This window comes from Pedobacter vanadiisoli, from assembly GCF_042684385.1.
GTDB classification, from domain to species: Bacteria; Bacteroidota; Bacteroidia; order Sphingobacteriales; family Sphingobacteriaceae; genus Pedobacter; species Pedobacter vanadiisoli.
In genome coordinates, this window is sequence record NZ_JBHULL010000044.1 from 1 (window position 1) to 17,727 (window position 17,727).

The window sequence follows — 17,727 nt, forward strand, 5'->3', positions numbered from 1 at the left end:
AATGCCGTTAGAAACAAAATAGCATTGAGAATTGCTGCAGTTATTAAAAATCAAGTCAGCTATAAAAATAACTATAATATAGCTGCGTAAAATTTGTTTTTATCATAACAATCATTTCGAGCGGAGTTAAACGAAGTCGAGAAATCTGTCTCAAGATAGATCTCTCCGCTCCACTGCGTTTCGGTCGAGATGACGACGCTTTTTATCTAAATCTTCGTGAAAAACGCAGAAAAACAAACCTCCGGAAACACAAAAAAGGTTCCATAAAATGAAACCTTTTTGTAAAACTTAGTTCGACTCGATTAAACTGAGAAACTTTCGCCGCAACCGCAGGTACGACTGGCGTTAGGGTTTACAAAGTTGAAACCTTTTCCGTTTAAACCGTCGGTGAAATCTAATTCAGTGCCGGCTAGATAAAGGAATGATTTCATATCTAAAGCAATTTTGATTCCCTTATCTTCAAAAAACTGATCGCCCTTTTGCTCTTCATTATCAAAATCCAAGTTGTATGATAAACCCGAACAACCGCCACCTTTTACTGAAACGCGTAAAAAGTATTCAGATCCCATTTCCGAATCCTGCATTAAGTGAGCGATTTTTTCTTTTGCTTTATCTGTTATCGTAATCATAGTATTAAGATTTGAAATATGAGAAGTTAGATTTGAGGCATATTTGAGTACCCGAAGGGCATGGTCTTACATCTCCAATATATTGTCTCACATCTATTCTAGTGGTGCGATTTTTCTAATGCAATAGCTTCTAAGCCATTTTTAACACGGTAATCGTTAATCGCCGATTTAATTGCATCTTCAGCCAATACAGAACAGTGGATTTTAACCGGAGGTAAAGCCAGTTCTTCAACAATATCCATGTTATCGATAGCCAAAGCTTCATCAATTGTTTTTCCTTTTAACCATTCTGTAGCTAAAGAAGAAGAAGCAATAGCTGAACCGCAACCAAATGTTTTAAATTTGGCATCGGTAATTACATTGTCTTCTCCAACCTCAATCTGTAAGCGCATTACGTCGCCGCACTCAGGTGCACCAACTAATCCTGTACCCACAAATTTGCTGTCTTTATTTAAAGTACCTACGTTACGTGGGTTATTGTAATGATCGATTACTTTTTCTGAATATGCCATGATTTTATTTTTTTAATCTCCTTACGGAGCAAATTTTTAATTAGTTTTCAATTTTCAGTTATCAACTTTCAGTTCGTAATTACAAACTGCCAACTCCAAACTGGCTTAGTGTTCTGCCCACTCAATTTTGCTCAGGTCGATTCCTTCTTTAAACATTTCCCAAAGCGGAGAAAGTTCTCTTAAGTGGTTAACTGCTTTTTTTGTCACTTCGATTGCCTGATCGATTTCTGCTTCTGTAGTAAATCTTCCCAAACCATAACGGATAGAAGAATGTGCTAAATCATCAGATAAGCCTAAACTTTTTAATACATACGATGGCTCTAATGAAGCAGATGTACAGGCAGAACCTGATGAAACTGCCAAATCGCTCATTGCCATCATTAAACCTTCACCCTCAACATATTTGAAAGAGATATTGGCTACATGCGGTAAACGGTGTTGTGTATTACCATTTACATAACTCTCTTCCATTTCACTCAGGCTGGATTCTAATTTATCGCGTAAAGCAGCTAAACGGATCGATTCGCTTTCCATTTCTAAACGGCAGAGCTCGCAGGCTTTACCTAAACCAACAATACCAGGAACGTTTAAGGTACCAGAACGCATTCCACGCTCATGACCACCACCATCCATTTGTGCGGTAACTTTAACCCTTGGGTTTTTACGGCGAACGTAAAGTACACCAACACCTTTCGGTCCATACATTTTATGTGCCGAAAATGCCATTAGATCAATACCGTCAGCATTAACATCAACAGGGATTTTTCCGACCGCCTGTGTAGCATCGGTCATAAATAAAGCACCATGTTTGTGTGCAATGGCAGCAATTTCTTTAACCGGTTGGATTACACCGATTTCGTTATTGCCATACATAATCGAAACCAAAATGGTTTCAGGAGTCATGGCAGCTTCTAATTCAGCTAAATCAATTAAACCGTCTTCTTTAACGCCTAAATACGTTACACGTGCACCATTTTTCTCTAAGTGTTTGCAAGTATCTAAAACCGCTTTATGTTCAGTAACCGCGGTAATGATGTGGTTACCTTTATCTTTGTACATTTCAAATACACCTTTAATGGCCAGGTTATCGGCTTCGGTTGCACCTGATGTAAAAATAATTTCTTTTTCAGTACAGCCGATCAATTTGGCTACCTGCTCGCGTGCATAATCCACACCTTCTTCGGCCACCCATCCAAAGGCATGGTTACGGCTTGCGGCGTTTCCAAATTTTTCAGTAAAGTAAGGTAGCATTGCTTCCAGCACACGTGGATCTAACGGTGTTGTCGCATTATTATCTAAATATATCGGCTGTTTCATCTCTATTCTGTTAATTATATCACAAAGATACGAAAAAACTTATTTAACAATTATAAATAATAGCTATGAGCTTATAGATAAAAGCCGCATTTTTACATTCACATAACCTTATAATCTATGAATAAGATAGAACACATCGGCATCGCGGTAAAAGACCTTAACCGTTCTATAGCGATTTATCAGAAATTACTCAATACCGATTGTTATAAAACGGAGCAGGTTGCATCCGAATCTGTCAATACCGCTTTTTTTAAAACAGGCGAAAATAAGGTAGAGCTGCTCCAGGCTACTGCTCCTGATAGTGCTATTGCTAAATTTATCGAGAAAAAAGGAGAGGGGATTCATCATATCGCTTTTCTGGTTGATGATATCCTGGCCGAAATGGAAAGGCTTCACCAGGAAGGGTTTGTATTGCTTAGCGAGTCGCCCAAAAAAGGAGCCGATAATAAAATGGTGTGTTTCGTGCATCCAAAAGATACCAATAGTGTGCTGATCGAAATCTGCCAGGAGATTAAATGGCTGTAAGGGGATGGAAGATGGAAGAGGGTATAATGCGTTTATCTATTCCCCTCTTTTAGAGGGAGGCTGAAAGGTGGGGTGCCAATCAAAATTATTTTTTTGCAAACGAATGGTTCCATATTCCATCGTACGCTGCAGTCCTGCTAACCGCTATAGTCTCGATGAAGAATCGGGAGCTGCCGCTTTTATCAGGTTTATTTAACTTCAGACTGTGGTTCTTAGGGAAATGCAAATTACCTAAATCCAGTATTAATTAATCATTATTCTAATAACCCTGATCTTAAAATCTAATAATCAGAAAAATCCTATTCTATGTCATTAATCAATATCATCAGTAAAGATTTCGATATAGCCGAAAACATTTCCGAGAGCCAGTTGCGGGAGGTAATGGTTGATGCATTTGCCTACCTCATTGATAACGATTTCCCTAAACTGATCCAGATTTTATATAAAGCCGATGTAGATCAGTATAAATTAAAGGAGTTGCTGGAAACAGTAGGGGGCTCAAGTTCTGCAGAAGTAATCGCCGATGCATACATTGCCCGACAGAAAGCTAAAATAGAAACCTGGGCAAAATATAGTCCGAAGAAAGATTAGTTTAATCTATTTATTCCTGCGAAGGATTAAAGCGGTTATACATATCCATATCAAAAAATGAAACAGAATTGATTTTATCAGCCTTTAATACGAGATCTGTTTTCAGTTCATCGGTATTCGCTACCGAACCATCTTCTATATAACTGGCATAAACCGTTAAATACTGGGTGGTAAAAACCAGTTCTTTATCGTCGGCCTTGCGGTAACCGCTAAAGGCAGGCGTAATGCGGATATAACTTGTGGTAAATGGTTTAGGCAGTTCTTTTACCCAGCCGATATAGAATTTCCCGCTATCCATGGTAAACTGTAAAAGATGGGCATCAAAAAAAGATGAACTTAATAATAACTCAAATTCATTTCCCGAAGTAGATATGGCTCTTTTAATGGCTTTTAGTCGGTCGATAAACAGATTGGCGACTTCTGTTGCAATTACGGCAACAAATAACGACATGCTGGTGGTGCCGAAATAAGGCGCATGTATGGGAAGTAATTTGCTGAGGTGTACCATGGTTTCAGGCCAGATAGCAATCAGTATTGCCCTTAACAAAAAACATGCACCTAGTAAAAGAATGCCTGCAAAAGCTGAATTTAATAATATACGCTGGCTTTCGAGCCGGTATTGTACATACCGCAGGTACCTGAACCTGATTAGAATATAGTAGCCGCCTACAAGAGGGAACAAAAGTAGGTTAAAAGGCATCTATAAGGCTATTTCTTGTTTTTATCCTTCTCTATTTTTTTGAAAATACTCGATTCCATTAATGAGCTAACCATTTGGATAATCCTTGGCTGTGCAAAAAAATCGGGACTTTTAATATAGAGTTTTCCACTACTATTGGCGTGGATAATGCCGTCTAATTCGCCATGTTTTCTCATACCTCAAATTTACATATATTTTTTAAATATCTGAAAAACAATATTAAGTTCAAAAAAGTTTGATTTTGCAGGCGGATGTTTTCAATGCCTTTTGACTGTTGAAGGGATAAAAGCCATATAATTTAAAAAACTTTATTTAGGCTTGTAAATCAAAAATAAAATTAAGATATTTGCATCCTCTAAAATAAGAGGTAGAAAAGACTAATAGGAAATGTCATAAGCGTTGTTGCCAGCAAATTGCAAAAACGTTCTTGATGCTTTCACACAAATAACTAAAAATAATATTCAAATGAAAAAAGATTTGCACCCAACAAGCTACAGACCAGTTGTTTTCAAAGATATGTCTAACGAGTATGCTTTCTTAACAAAATCTTGCGTAGATACTAAAGAAACAATTAAATGGGAAGATGGTAATGAGTATCCTCTTTATAAATTAGAGATTTCTCACACTTCACATCCTTTCTATACTGGTAAAATGAAATTGGTTGATACTGCAGGACGTATCGATAAATTTAAAAACCGTTACGCTAAGAAATAATTTAAGCTGTAAAAAGCATTTTTTGAAGTCCCTTTGCCAAAAGCATCGGGACTTTTTTTATTTTTGCTACTTATGACAATCAATCTTTTTGATGATGCCAGCTGGACATCGCTCCGTCCGCTTACTTTTACCAGGCCAGTGGCCGATCTGCGTGTAGGTATTTTAACCATTGCCGAAAAATGGGGCAAATATTTAAATGCCGATTTTGGTTTTTGTACACAGGATTACCTTTCCATAAAATTTGCGCCAAAACCCAACGCCGATTTATTTATAAATGGTTCTGTTTGCCCGGATGAAGCTTTGCTTAATGCTGTTTCTAACCTTAAAACCGGCGAAGCACTTTATAAAAAAGAGGTTGTTATAGCTTATATTGCCGATCAGCACGATCTTGAAGCGGTTAAATCGCTAAAACCAATTCAATATCCCGGCGATTTTGTACAAATCGTTTATCCTGAAAATATCTTCGGACATAACCCTGCTGAAATCAGAAAAGATTTTAAATTGTTGACCCAGGGGCGTACTTCTGCTAATATCAGTAGCACCAACCAATTGCTCGGCGAAGATATTTTTTTAGAAGAAGGTGCTAAAGTAGAATGCAGTGTGCTCAATAGTGGTTATGGGCCGATTTACATCGGTAAAAATGCCGAAGTATGGGAAGGATCTTTAATCAGGGGATCTTTTGCACTTTGCGAAAATTCATCGGTAAAAATGGGCGCCAAAATATATTCTGGCACTACCATTGGACCAAATAGCCGTGCCGGCGGCGAAATTAATAACGCTGTAATCTGGGGAAACTCAGCTAAAGGCCACGAAGGTTATTTGGGTAATTCGGTAATGGGTGAGTGGTGCAATATCGGTGCCGATACCAACAATTCGAATTTAAAAAACAACTATGCTGAAGTAAAGCTTTACGATTACAAAAGCGAAAAAATGCGAAATACCAATCTGCAATTTTGCGGCTTAATTATGGCCGATCATGCTAAAAGTGGTATCAATACCATGTTTAACACTGGTAGCGTAGTAGGGGTTGGAGCCAATGTTTTTGGTGGCGGTTTCCCGCCACACCACATCGCCGATTTTAGTTGGGGCGGTGCTGCTGGTTTCGATACCTATAAGTTGCACAAAATGTTCGAAACAACCGAAAAGGTTTTTGCAAGAAAGGATGTAGCTTTTAATGAGGTTGAAAAAAACATCCTGACCAAAGTATTTGAATTAACCGAATCGTATAGGCGATTTTAATATAAAACCTGATCTTGAAAAGATCAACCAAGCATTAAATAATACAAAATGAGAAAAAAGATTGTTGCCGGTAACTGGAAAATGAACTTAGATTACAACGAGGGTGTTTCGTTGTTCAGCGAAATCGTAAATATGGTTAAAGATGAGCGTAAAGGCGATCAGTTGGCTATTATTTGCTCGCCATTTATTCATTTAAACAGCTTGGCAAAATTGGGGGGTAACGATGTTAAAATTGGCGCTCAAAACATCAGCGATAAAGAAAGTGGTGCTTACACGGGCGAAACTTCTGCTAAAATGGTGAAATCTGTTGGTGCAGAATATGTGATTTTGGGGCACTCGGAGCGCCGGCAGTATTTTGCAGAAAGTGATGAATTATTGGCTGTAAAAACTAAAACCGCTCTGGCACATGGATTAACTCCAATTTTCTGCATCGGCGAAACTTTGGATGAACGTAACAATGGTAGCTATTACGAAGTGTTGAAAAAACAATTAGTAGAAGGTCTTTTCGGTTTAACAGAAGAAGATTTCAGAAAAATCGTAATCGCTTACGAGCCGGTTTGGGCTATCGGAACAGGTTTAACCGCTACACCAGAGCAGGCACAGGATATTCACGCTTTCATTCGCAGTGAAATCGAAGCAAACTATGGTTTCAATGTAGCTGATGATACTACTATTTTATATGGCGGTAGTTGTAACCCGGGCAATGCGGCAAGTTTATTCTCTCAAAAAGATATTGATGGTGGCCTGATTGGTGGCGCATCGTTAAAATCACGCGATTTTACAGATATTATCAAAGCATTAAACAGCTAAATGCAATACATTAAAGCAATATTTACCTTCAAAGGTATCGAAGATTATCAGCAAGACCTGCTTATCAGTGATCTTGCTGATTTGGGCTTCGATACTTTCGAAGATAGTGAGAGCGGTTTTACGGCTTTCGTAATCAAGGATAATTTTAACGAACAGGAATTAAAAGAACTACTGGCCAATTACAGCGAAGAATTTGCAACAGATTATACTTTAGAAGATGTTGCCGACGAAAACTGGAATGCCGAATGGGAAAAAAACTTTAGTCCGCTGATTATTGATGATGTGTGTTATGTAAGGGCAACCTTTCATGAACCACAGCCATCATATCCCTATGAGATCGTGATCGATCCGAAAATGGCCTTTGGCACCGGTCACCACCAAACCACCACAATGGTGATACAGTATATTTTAGCAGCCGACCTAAAAGATAAAAATATTCTCGACATGGGCTGTGGAACCGGAATCTTAGCGATTCTGGCGGCAAAACTGGGCGCTAAAAGTTTAATGGCCATCGATTATGACGATATCTGTTACGAAAGTACGGTAGAAAATGCTGCGCTTAACCATGTAGATAATTTAAAAGCCCTTTGTGGGAGTAAAGAGGTAATTCCTGATGATGAATACGATGTTATTTTCGCCAATATCAACAGGAATATCCTTTTAGATCAGATTCACCGTTACGCCGAAGTTTTAAAAGGCGGAGGCAAAATTTTCTTCAGTGGCTTTTATTTGGATCCTGATCTGGGGATGATTACGGCCGAATGTGCTAAATATGGTATCAAATACGTTGATCATAAACAGAATGGTGATTGGGTAGCTGCACAGTTTGAGAAAAAGGTGTAAGGTTAAAAGGTAGATGGTTGAGGGGGAAAGGCAAAGAGGCTAAAGAACTTAGGTGTTTGTTCTTCGGTCTTGTGTCTCAAATCTTACATCTCATATCTAAAACAAAAAAATATGCGTATACATTTTATAGCAATCGGTGGGAGTGCCATGCATAACCTGGCCATTGCCTTACATAAAAAAGGTTACCAGATTTCAGGTTCCGACGATGTAATTTTCGAACCTGCAAAATCGCGTTTAGATAAGTATGGTTTATTGCCGGCTGAAATGGGCTGGGATGAAAACCGTATATCCAAAGATTTAGATGCCGTAATATTAGGCATGCATGCCCGGATTGATAATCCTGAATTACTGAAAGCACAGGAATTAGGTGTTAAAATCTATTCCTACCCTGAATATATTTACGAGCAGAGCAAAAATAAACTTCGTGTAGTGATTGGCGGTAGTCATGGTAAAACAACCATTACCAGTATGATTTTGCATGTGCTGAATTATTACAAACGTGATTTCGATTATCTTGTTGGTGCACAACTGGCTGGTTTTGAAACCATGGTAAAAGTTACAGAAGAAGCGCCTGTAATGATTATAGAAGGCGATGAGTATTTGTCTTCGCCGATTGATAGAAGGCCTAAATTTCATCTGTATAAAGCCAATGTCGCAGTAATCAGCGGTATTGCGTGGGATCACATCAATGTGTTTCCAACTTATGCAGATTATACCCTGCAGTTCGATAAGTTTATTGATACCATTGAAGCTAATGGGACTTTAATTTATTGTAAGGCGGATGCCGATTTAGATCAGATTGTAGAATCATCAAAAGCCAATATTACCAAAATCGGTTATACCATCCCTGAACACGAAATCAGGAACGGGATCACTTACCTGATGCCAGAACAAACTGCATTAAAGATTTTTGGCGATCATAACCTGATGAACCTGAATGCGGCAAAATTGGTATGTGCCCAGTTGAACATTTCAGAAAATGAATTTAATGTGGCCATTGCTTCTTTTACCGGGGCTGCTAAACGTTTAGAAGTCATTGCTGCCGATGAATCGACCAATGTATACAAGGATTTTGCGCATTCACCTTCAAAATTGAAGGCAACTATCGGTGCGGTTAAAGCACAGTTTACCCACCGTAAACTGGTTGCCTGTATCGAATTGCATACTTTTAGCAGTTTGAATAAAGATTTTCTGAAAGAATATGCAGGTGCAATGGATAAAGCAGATGAAGCTATTGTATTTATCGATATTAAATCCTTCGAACAGAAACGTATGGAACCTTTTTCAGAGGATGATGTGCAACAGGCTTTTGCTAATCCAAAACTGAAATTTTTTAATGATGCGGCAAAATTGAAAAGTTACCTGCTCAGCTTAAATTATAAAGATACCAACCTTTTAATGATGAGTTCTGGTAATTATGCAGGTTTTGATTTGCCTGAACTGGCCGCGGCTTTAAAAAAATAGATATGAGACGTGAGATATCAGATATGAGATACTGAACTTCTTCCAAATCTCACATCTGGTATCTCAAATCTAAAAATTATGAAAAGCATCGGAGATCGCATTAAACAAAGTAGGGTTGCCTTAGGTTTAAGTCAGGCTGATGCTGCCAAAAAATTGAATATTTCTACTCCGGCTTTCTGTAAGATTGAGACAGGACAAACTGATCTCAATATCTCCCGTTTACTCCAGATTTCCAAAATATTTAAAGTTCCGGTTGTGCAATTGATCGATGATAAAACTGTGGCGACTGATCCATCAGCAGAATTGGCTGCACTTAAAAAAGAACTGATCGAAAAAGAAGAGGAAATTAATAAGCTACGTAAAAAAGTAATTGACCTCTACGATAAGCTTGGTATGTAAAATTTGGTATATAGTGGGTTGTTCCGATTAATTATCATATATAAATAATAAAAAAGAATAAAATTCATTTTTATATAAATTATATTGAATTTTATTCGAAATAATTTTATTTTTATAGAATGGTAATCGAAAACAATTTTAGTCTGGATCAGGTTGATCTGGCTATACTCAGATTAATGCAGGATAATGCCCGGATCTCTAACGTAGATTTAGCGAAGGCATTAGACCTCGTTCCGTCAGCTGTGCTCGAAAGGGTGAAAAAACTCGAAAGAAAAAATGTAATTACAGGATATAGTGCCAAGGTAAATCCTCTTGCATTAGATTTAAAGTTGCTGGCTTTTATTTCAATGAAATCATCGCAAAGCTTCAGCTGCAATGATACAGCGAGTGAGCTGGCGAAAATTCCCGATGTGCAGGAAGTACATGTAATCGCTGGCGATGATTGTTTCCTGGTTAAGGTAAGAACAACAGATTCAGCCTCTTTAATGGCTTTGATACGCGATGAGTTTAGCAAGGTGCCTAACATTTTATCGATGAAAACAACCATTGTGCTAGAAACAGTGAAAGAACAACAACAACTGGTAATCCCTCAAAAATAAGATCATGACAAATTTAAATAAAACAGCATCTCCAATAATGGTTTACTTTGCATTTGCCATTGTATATATTGTATGGGGCTCTACCTATTTTTTTATCCAGAAAGCATTGGCCGGGTTCCCGCCATTTATTTTGGGAACAGTCCGGTTTACCATTGCAGGTATTCTGATGTTAGGTTGGTGTAAAATAAAAGGGGAAGATATTTTTAATAAAAAAACGATAAAAATTGCTGCTATAAGCGGGGTTTTAATGCTGGGGTTAGGCAATGGCATCGTAATCTGGGTAGAACAGTTTATCCCTAGTGGCCTTGTGGCGATAATGGTAGCCTCAGCCGCAATATGGTTTGTAATATTGGATAAATCGCACTGGAAAGAAAATTTGAGTAATAAATACATTGTATCGGGTTTAATTATTGGCTTTTTGGGCGTTGTACTCCTATTTGGTGATCAGATTATGCAGGCGCTTGATAAACCACAAAGTAACCTGCAGATTATAGGTATGGTATTGCTGGTTTTTGGACCTGTGGCCTGGGCCGGTGGATCGCTTTATTCGAAATATCATCCCACTACCGAGAGTTCGGTTTCGGTAAATACAGGCTGGCAGATGTTAATGGCCAGTTTGGTTTTCCTGCCTGGAGCAGTAATAAAATCGGAGTTTAAACAACTTGATTGGAGCAGTATACCGCTTGATGCATGGCTGTCTATCATCTATCTGATCCTGTTTGGTTCAATCGCTGCATTTAGCGCTTATGTATGGCTATTAAAAGTGCGCCCGGCTACACAAGTGAGTACTTATGCTTATGTAAACCCGGTTGTAGCTGTATTGTTAAGCCTGACCTTCACCAACGAGGTAATTGGCCTTACTCAGGTGATTGGGCTCGTAATTATTTTGGGAAGTGTACTGTTGATCAATTTGCCGAAATATAAAAGTGCATAAATTTTCCTTGAAAAATAATCCTGGTTTGTAATGAGGATTCGGGAGGTTCGTATTTATAATGCAAAAGAATAGTTTTTGGTATGAGTACGATATAATCGCCATTCTCGTTTGCATGATGGGAATAAAAAGGTCCGTGGAGACACGGACCTTGGCATAAAGAATAGTTTGATGTTTAACACGATACAATCGCCATTCTCCTTCACATGATGGGAATAAAAAAATCTGTGGAGGCACGGATCTTTTACAGATTGAAATCTACAGTCGAAATGATGAAAGAACTAAAATACCTTACGCATGGTCAGGTGCTTTTTACCAAAGGTTGCACCAGTGGCTTTGTGGATGGCAATCATCTGTTCGTTAAAATCGCCCACCCAGCTTAATTCGAGTTCTTTATACTGGTTTTTAGGTAGTACATACTCGCCCAGGCGAATAAATAGGACCGATTCTAAACCGTGTTTCTGATATTTCGGTTTTGTACCCATAACAATGGCCCGCATGCGGGTTACACCCACCCAGCGGCGATAAGCAAATTTTAATTTTTCAATTAAACCCAATTTTCCATTAAAACCTTTTATCATCTGGTTGGCATCGGGAATTAATACCACAAAAGATGCCGGTTCGCCATTAAAATAGGCAAACTGGATTAAATGTTCGTCCATAATCGGCTCCATACTTTTGAAGCTTTCTTCGAGCGTTTCTCTTTTAATTGGCACAAAGTTTTCAAAATTCTGCCAGCCATCGTTATAGATTTCCATCAAATCGTTAATGTATTTGCCGGCATTGGCCTTGCTAAAATATTCGAAAGTGTAACCCGGTTTGTTTCTTACCCAATTGGCAATTTTGGTAAAACGCTCGGGGAAGGGGATGGTAATATCAATATGGTTGGTTAATTGCTCGTATTGGGTAACGAAGCCATATTTGTCGAAAAATTTATGGTAGTAAGGGAAATTGTAATTCATGCCAAAGGAAGGAGGGGTGAAGCCCTCAACCAATAAGCCCCAAAAACTATCATTTTCACCGAAATTGATAGGGCCTTCCATTGCTTTCATGCCATTTTCGGTTAACCATGCTTTGGCAGTATCAAATAAGAGAAATGCTGCCTTTTCATTATCGATACATTCAAAAAAACCCATTCCGCCGGTAGGCAGGTCATAATGATAAGCCTTTTTTTCGTTAATAAAAGCTGCCACGCGACCGATAAGCTTGCCTGCATCGTCTTTTAAGACCCATCGATTGCATTTGCCGTGAGCAAAAAATGTATTTTTTTCTGGATTAAAAACGTTTTCAACTTCGCTGTCTAATGGACAGATCCAGTTTTTGTCGTTTTTATATAAAAGCTTAGGCGTATTTAGAAAATCTTTTTTTAATGATGGATTATTAACCTGTATAACTTGCATGGGCACATTTTAAAATTAAAAAGCATCCTACCAAGCGGGCGGATGCTTCTTCAAATATATGTTTTTTAAATATTAATAATCGTCGTCGTCGTCGTCGAAATTGTCGAAGTTGTCAATATCATCTAATGGAATATCAAAATCATCGTCGTCGTCATCCAGTTGCTTTTTTTTCGTTGTTTGAATGTCGTCATCTTCAAGATCATCATTTTCGTCTACCTGTTTCTTGGTAGTCGGCTTGGTTGGGAGTTTCTTTGGCGCTTTCATAACACAAAAATAAAAATTGCTTTTATAGTTTAAAAATACAAAAAAACTTTTTTTAATAACAAGCTGGAAGCAAAGAAATTAAATTATTTATTCCACATTTTTTCCAACAGTATTTTCCTCTTTTACAATGTCTTTTAACTGAGGGAGTTGGTTTAAGTTGTTCAGTCCGAAATAATCCATAAACAGTGAGCTGGTGCTGTAGAGAATAGGCCTGCCTGGTGTGTCTGCCTTTCCATCAATACTGATGAGCTCTTTTTCAAGCAGGCGCTGTACAGAATAATCTGAATTTACACCTCTTATCTGTTCAATTTCCAATTTGGTAATGGGCTGACGATAGGCAATAATGGCCAGTGTTTCCATGGCGGCCTGGCTTAATTTTTTTTTAGACCGGTGTAACTGGAGCTGGTTAACGGTTTCGTGATAGTCTTTTTTCGTAAGAAATTGATATCCATTGTTTAAATAAACCAGTTCTATGGCAAAGTCTTCGTGACTGTATTTTTCTTTAATCTGTTCGATACTTTCGAATACCTGTGTTTCGATAAATTCTTCATTAAAAATAGCGTTGAGGGCAAGTATAATTTCCTGCACGCCTATACTTTGACTGGAAGAAAATACAAGGGCTTCGATGTGCCTGGTGATATTGTGATTGGGCATATACAAAAATAGAATTTTTGGGCATAAAAAAAGCGGTCTCGCTTTTAAAAACAAGACCGCTTTCAACACACAAATGAAACCTGAATTAAGATATAGTTTTAGGTTAGGTTATTAAATCTCTATATCAATTCTATAAGAACGTCTTTGATAAACATTATCGTTTATTTCTAACACAAGTTTAAGGCTAAAGAAGGTTCGATCATTGTTCTATTTAGTGAGTGGTATTAATAATTGAGTAAACGGTAAAATTTCTATTTTAACGGTATAGAAATGGATACAGTGGTACCGCTTGTTGTGTTCTGTCTTACGTTTAAGTGTATAGGTTTTGCTCCAATCTGCCCTAAAAGATGTAACCTTTCTTTGGTTAACTGCATGCCTTTACTAATGTGGGTACCTTTTTTCTCTTTTAGGGAGTTATCAATTCCAATCCCATCGTCAATAACTTCGATATTCAAATAAAATTGATCCTGCAGTTTAATATTGATCTGAATTTCACCGCCGGTTTCTTTTGGCATAATTCCATGCCATATTGCGTTTTCTACGTAAGGTTGCAACAACATGGATGGTATAAAGGTTTCTTCCTTATCAATGTCTTCTTCAATATTAATAATGTATTGCAGTTTATCGCCGAAACGGTTTTTCTCCAATTTTAAATAAAGGTTTAAATATTCAAGTTCTTCCTCTAAAGAGATGTAGCTTTTTGTGCAAATCTCTAAGTTTTTTCTGATTAATCTGGCAAAACCTGTTAAAACCTTATTTGCCGAAGCTGTATTTTGCGTATTGATATAATGTTGAATGGAATTCATCACATTAAATACGAAATGCGGATTCATCATGGCCTGGAGGGCTTGTTGCTCCAGCATTAAAACTTTGTTTTTTAGCAGCAGTTGTTTCTGTTCTTTATCTTTTTGCTCGCGGGTAATATAAACAGCTACCTTGTAAAAAATATAGGCCACGAGCAGTATTAAAATGGACAAGAACCATAAGCTTTGCCAGAAATGCTTTTTAATGGTAAAAGAAATTTTTGCCGATTCGCCCCAATTCCCGTTTTGGCTTTTGGCACTTACTTCAAAAACGTAATCGCCAGGTTGCAGGGAAGAAAAATCTAACCGTCTTGTCCTGGTTTCTATCCAGTCTGAATTTTCGTTTAAACGGTAACGGTAGGTAATATCGCTGGTCGTAAAATCAACTGCACTAAAGGTAAATAATATGGTGTTATTGCCTGTTTCAAAGGTGAAATTGCCCTGATCTACCGGTAAGCGCTCGTTATTCTTAATAATGGAAGTTACATAAACCTTTGGCAGGTTTTTAATAATGTTCTTGTTGTTGTATTTGAAGAGGATAAGTCCTTTGTTTGTGGCAAAATAAGCCGTGCTGTCATCAATAAATAAATTGTTGATATCATCACTCAAGAGGTCTTTTCCATAATCGAAATTGACTACGCTGGGCTGATTGGGATAATCTGTAATTTTATTGACGCCTTTATTGGTCAGAACCCAAATTTCGTTGTTTTTTACAAAAATTTTAGTACAGATATTGTTGGTTAAACCATCTTTCTGGGTAATTTGAGTAGTAATGCGGTTATTTTTATAAAAAATTAATCCATAGCCATCTGTTGCCAGAACAAGTGTACCATCAGGCAGTTCTTGTATATCATTTATCCTTTTGGTAAGCAATGGATTATTTTCGTAATGTTTGATGAGCTTACCTTTTGCAAACTGCGATAAACCGTTTACGTTCGAAAACCATAAGCTGCCCTCGCGATCGTAAAAAACATGGTAGGAACGATCTTTAAAAAAATCTTCCTTTTCCCGGTATTTTGCAGCGTTAAACTCAAATTTATTTCGCTTATCGGACAAGAAAACCACACCTGATGATAGTGCAAGGGCTAAATGATCATTATTTTGGCCAAGACTAAAATGTTTGATCACAAACATGGAGTTGTTCGATTCCTTTAAGTAACTTACCTCATCCTTACCGTTGTAAATATTTTTAAAAACACCCATGCCGTAATCGGATGCAAAATAGATCGATTGATCTTTTGGATCGAATGTAATCTGTTTGATGGTTTTATACTTTTTAAAATCATCAAGGCCAACTTCATTAACCTGGTAGTTATTAATGCTTAGTATATCAATAACGGCATCGTCAGTACCCAACCACAAGCGGTTTTTACCATCTTTGGTAATGCTTTTGATGACGTTACTGCTGAGGCCCGATTCTGCATCAATAATCGATAAACGGTTATTCGCATTCGGGAGCATGTAAATCCCCTGGTTGGTGGCAAACCAAATATTCTGGTTATTGTCTTTTATCACCTGGTTAACGGCAATGTCCTGTAAATATTGAACGGTTTTGCCATTTTTATCGAGTGCAAAAGCACCATTAGCATTCGATAGCCATACTTCTTTGCTGGTAACATCGTAATAAAAATACCCCGACATATTTTTGATCAGGTTCTGCGGAATCGGGATCAGATCGTTGATGATGCCATGCCTGTATTGCTTTAATCCGCCACTGTCTAAATAAAATAACGACCGGTGCGAACTGTTTGCAGCAGTCATATAAGAAAGTGGCTGGACTTTCGATTTCACCAGCGAAAAAGTTTTTCCATTAAACTGCTGTACACTTAAATCGCTATATGCAAAAATATTTCCCTGTTCATCTTCATGAATAAAAGCATTGATAAACTTGTCGTTCTGGTTGGGGGAGATGTACTTTTTGATTGTTTTTCCATCCCAGCAAACAATCAGGTTGGCATTGGTACCGAGCCAGATCCTCCCGCTTTTATCAACCAGGAAGGAGACGATTACGGTATTAAAATTTAGTTTTTTAAGTAATTCATCGTTATCCTGGTTGTAAAACTTTCCTTCCTTTAAGTAACTCAGCTGGCCGTTTAATGCAAAGAACCATAACCGCCCGTCTTTATCTTCCCTCATCTGGAGAATCTGGGTATCCGGAAGCCCATCTTCGATCGTAAAGTTCTGAAAATTTGTTCCATCAAAACGGCTCAATCCATTGTCGGTAGCAATCCATATAAAACCTTTTTTATCCTGTAAAATGTAATAACAGTTATTGCTGGCCAAGCCGTTTTTGGTATTGTAATGGGGAAGATAAGTGGTTTGAGCAAAAAGATTCTCAGGAGTGATAAATCCGAGGGTCAAAAATAAAAAAACAATAAAAGTGCGGCTGAAGCTAAACTTCAGGATAGCTTTTTGAGCTAATGGCCTCACTTTTAGCTGCTGATTAATGATCACTGTTTGCTTTGGTAAATAATTTTATTTTTTCAAAAAAATCGCTCGCTCTTCTTCTCGAAATATTAATGCTTTCGCCATTTTTCAGGAAAACCTGTAGTCCGTTCTTAGAATTATATTCCTTTAAGTGGTTAAGATTGATGATGCTTGATTTATGGATCCTCACGAACTGATCGGTTGGCAGCAGTTCTTCAAATTCCCTTAAAACCTTAGAAACGGTAATTTTATCGTGGTTGTTTAAGTGCACGATAGAATAATTACTATCGGCTTCGATGTAAATAATATCGTCAATATCGATCATTTTAAACCCTTGTCCGTAGGGTAAAGTCAGTTTCCTGATTTCGGTCCTGGAGCTCAAACTGGAGACTAAATTATTGATCCTTTCGTCGTTTTCATTTTGAACTTTAAACAGTTTAATGTGCTGAAAAACCTTTTCTACAGCAGTTTTAAGCTCATCGATATCAATTGGTTTTAAAAGATAATCGAGCGCATTGGCCTTAATTGCTTTTAACGCATACTGGTCATAAGCTGTCGTAAATATTACGGCTGCATTATGCTTTTGCGCATCGGGAATCAATTCAAAGCCATTGCCTCCGGGCATGGCAATATCTAGAAAAATCAAGTCAATAGGGTGATGAGCCAAAATATCTTTTGCCTCGCTTACAGATCTCGCTATACCGGTAATTTCTACCTGCGGACAGTTCTGTTGCAGTAAAAAAAATAACGATGAGCGGGCAAATTCCTCATCATCAACAATAATGGCTTTTAATATGGTCATAGCTATAGGTTGGTGAATGTATTAAAATGGTCTTATAAAAAAAAATGCAAATCAAAAAAACCGGTGTTCAAATTGTCACGTATGTATCATCAAACGAATTCAAA

The 17,727-nt window shown here is 37.7% G+C and carries 20 protein-coding genes; 10 read left to right on the forward strand and 10 right to left on the reverse strand.

The window, feature by feature from the left end; all coding sequences use genetic code 11:
- Positions 1 to 302: 302 nt before the first annotated feature.
- The 3 genes from ACFSR6_RS21330 to ACFSR6_RS21340 all read right to left on the reverse strand — a co-directional run bounded on the left by ACFSR6_RS21330 (position 303) and on the right by ACFSR6_RS21340 (position 2,458).
- Positions 303 to 629, reverse strand: coding sequence for a HesB/IscA family protein (locus tag ACFSR6_RS21330; RefSeq protein WP_379082764.1), 327 nt, complete (start codon positions 627 to 629; stop codon positions 303 to 305).
- Positions 630 to 727: 98 nt separating this feature from the next.
- Positions 728 to 1,141 (reverse strand): Fe-S cluster assembly scaffold IscU, encoded by a 414-nt coding sequence (gene iscU, locus ACFSR6_RS21335; protein ID WP_039476200.1) that lies wholly within the window; start codon positions 1,139 to 1,141, stop codon positions 728 to 730.
- A 105-nt stretch (positions 1,142 to 1,246) separates the two neighbouring features.
- Positions 1,247 to 2,458 (reverse strand): IscS subfamily cysteine desulfurase, encoded by a 1,212-nt coding sequence (locus ACFSR6_RS21340; RefSeq protein WP_379082767.1) that lies wholly within the window; start codon positions 2,456 to 2,458, stop codon positions 1,247 to 1,249.
- 117 nt (positions 2,459 to 2,575) lie between these two features.
- On the opposite strand from ACFSR6_RS21340, the gene mce reads away from it, so the two are divergent.
- Entirely contained in the window at positions 2,576 to 2,983 is a 408-nt protein-coding gene (gene mce / locus ACFSR6_RS21345) for a methylmalonyl-CoA epimerase (protein WP_379082769.1), read from the forward strand.
- A gap of 306 nt (positions 2,984 to 3,289) precedes the next feature.
- Entirely contained in the window at positions 3,290 to 3,574 is a 285-nt protein-coding gene (locus ACFSR6_RS21350; protein WP_379082771.1) for a hypothetical protein, read from the forward strand.
- Positions 3,575 to 3,584: 10 nt separating this feature from the next.
- Here the strand turns inward: ACFSR6_RS21350 and ACFSR6_RS21355 are convergent, their stop codons facing one another.
- Positions 3,585 to 4,274 carry a hypothetical protein gene (locus ACFSR6_RS21355; RefSeq protein ID WP_379082772.1) on the reverse strand — a complete coding sequence of 230 codons (690 nt, stop codon included), beginning with the start codon at positions 4,272 to 4,274 and terminating at the stop codon, positions 3,585 to 3,587.
- 8 nt (positions 4,275 to 4,282) lie between these two features.
- Positions 4,283 to 4,450 carry a hypothetical protein gene (locus ACFSR6_RS21360; protein ID WP_158544299.1) on the reverse strand — a complete coding sequence of 56 codons (168 nt, stop codon included), beginning with the start codon at positions 4,448 to 4,450 and terminating at the stop codon, positions 4,283 to 4,285.
- Positions 4,451 to 4,739: 289 nt separating this feature from the next.
- On the opposite strand from ACFSR6_RS21360, the gene ACFSR6_RS21365 reads away from it, so the two are divergent.
- From ACFSR6_RS21365 to ACFSR6_RS21400, 8 genes are all read left to right on the forward strand, one after another.
- Positions 4,740 to 4,988, forward strand: a complete 249-nt coding sequence (locus tag ACFSR6_RS21365) for a type B 50S ribosomal protein L31 (RefSeq protein WP_025142617.1) — start codon at positions 4,740 to 4,742, stop codon at positions 4,986 to 4,988.
- Positions 4,989 to 5,060: 72 nt separating this feature from the next.
- Positions 5,061 to 6,227 (forward strand): putative sugar nucleotidyl transferase, encoded by a 1,167-nt coding sequence (locus ACFSR6_RS21370; RefSeq protein WP_379082774.1) that lies wholly within the window; start codon positions 5,061 to 5,063, stop codon positions 6,225 to 6,227.
- A gap of 48 nt (positions 6,228 to 6,275) precedes the next feature.
- Positions 6,276 to 7,037 carry a triose-phosphate isomerase gene (tpiA, locus tag ACFSR6_RS21375; RefSeq protein WP_379082777.1) on the forward strand — a complete coding sequence of 254 codons (762 nt, stop codon included), beginning with the start codon at positions 6,276 to 6,278 and terminating at the stop codon, positions 7,035 to 7,037.
- On the forward strand, positions 7,038 to 7,880 hold the full coding sequence (gene prmA / locus ACFSR6_RS21380) for a 50S ribosomal protein L11 methyltransferase (RefSeq protein WP_379082779.1): 843 nt from the start codon (positions 7,038 to 7,040) through the stop codon (positions 7,878 to 7,880).
- A 111-nt stretch (positions 7,881 to 7,991) separates the two neighbouring features.
- Complete coding sequence (locus tag ACFSR6_RS21385) at positions 7,992 to 9,344, forward strand: UDP-N-acetylmuramate--L-alanine ligase (RefSeq protein ID WP_379082782.1); 1,353 nt, start codon at positions 7,992 to 7,994, stop codon at positions 9,342 to 9,344.
- Between the two features lie 78 nt (positions 9,345 to 9,422).
- Complete coding sequence (locus ACFSR6_RS21390; RefSeq protein ID WP_379082784.1) at positions 9,423 to 9,743, forward strand: helix-turn-helix domain-containing protein; 321 nt, start codon at positions 9,423 to 9,425, stop codon at positions 9,741 to 9,743.
- A 119-nt stretch (positions 9,744 to 9,862) separates the two neighbouring features.
- Complete coding sequence (locus ACFSR6_RS21395; RefSeq protein WP_379082786.1) at positions 9,863 to 10,342, forward strand: Lrp/AsnC family transcriptional regulator; 480 nt, start codon at positions 9,863 to 9,865, stop codon at positions 10,340 to 10,342.
- Positions 10,343 to 10,346: 4 nt separating this feature from the next.
- The gene (locus tag ACFSR6_RS21400) at positions 10,347 to 11,276 is read left to right on the forward strand and encodes an EamA family transporter (RefSeq protein WP_379082788.1); all 930 of its coding nucleotides are present in this window, start codon (positions 10,347 to 10,349) and stop codon (positions 11,274 to 11,276) included.
- Positions 11,277 to 11,554: 278 nt separating this feature from the next.
- On the opposite strand, the gene ACFSR6_RS21405 is transcribed toward ACFSR6_RS21400, so the two are convergent.
- From ACFSR6_RS21405 to ACFSR6_RS21425, 5 genes are all read right to left on the reverse strand, one after another.
- Complete coding sequence (locus tag ACFSR6_RS21405) at positions 11,555 to 12,673, reverse strand: GNAT family N-acetyltransferase (protein ID WP_379082790.1); 1,119 nt, start codon at positions 12,671 to 12,673, stop codon at positions 11,555 to 11,557.
- Positions 12,674 to 12,745: 72 nt separating this feature from the next.
- A complete protein-coding gene (locus tag ACFSR6_RS21410) occupies positions 12,746 to 12,937 on the reverse strand; it encodes a hypothetical protein (protein ID WP_379082793.1) in 192 nt (63 codons plus the stop codon).
- An 87-nt stretch (positions 12,938 to 13,024) separates the two neighbouring features.
- Positions 13,025 to 13,591, reverse strand: a complete 567-nt coding sequence (scpB, locus tag ACFSR6_RS21415) for an SMC-Scp complex subunit ScpB (protein WP_379082795.1) — start codon at positions 13,589 to 13,591, stop codon at positions 13,025 to 13,027.
- Positions 13,592 to 13,842: 251 nt separating this feature from the next.
- Positions 13,843 to 16,848: a ligand-binding sensor domain-containing protein gene (locus ACFSR6_RS21420; protein ID WP_379082796.1), complete on the reverse strand. Its 3,006-nt coding sequence runs from the start codon at positions 16,846 to 16,848 to the stop codon at positions 13,843 to 13,845.
- Positions 16,838 to 17,623: a LytR/AlgR family response regulator transcription factor gene (locus ACFSR6_RS21425; protein WP_379082798.1), complete on the reverse strand. Its 786-nt coding sequence runs from the start codon at positions 17,621 to 17,623 to the stop codon at positions 16,838 to 16,840. The genes ACFSR6_RS21420 and ACFSR6_RS21425 overlap by 11 nt, the downstream gene beginning before the upstream one ends.
- Positions 17,624 to 17,727 lie beyond the last annotated feature (104 nt).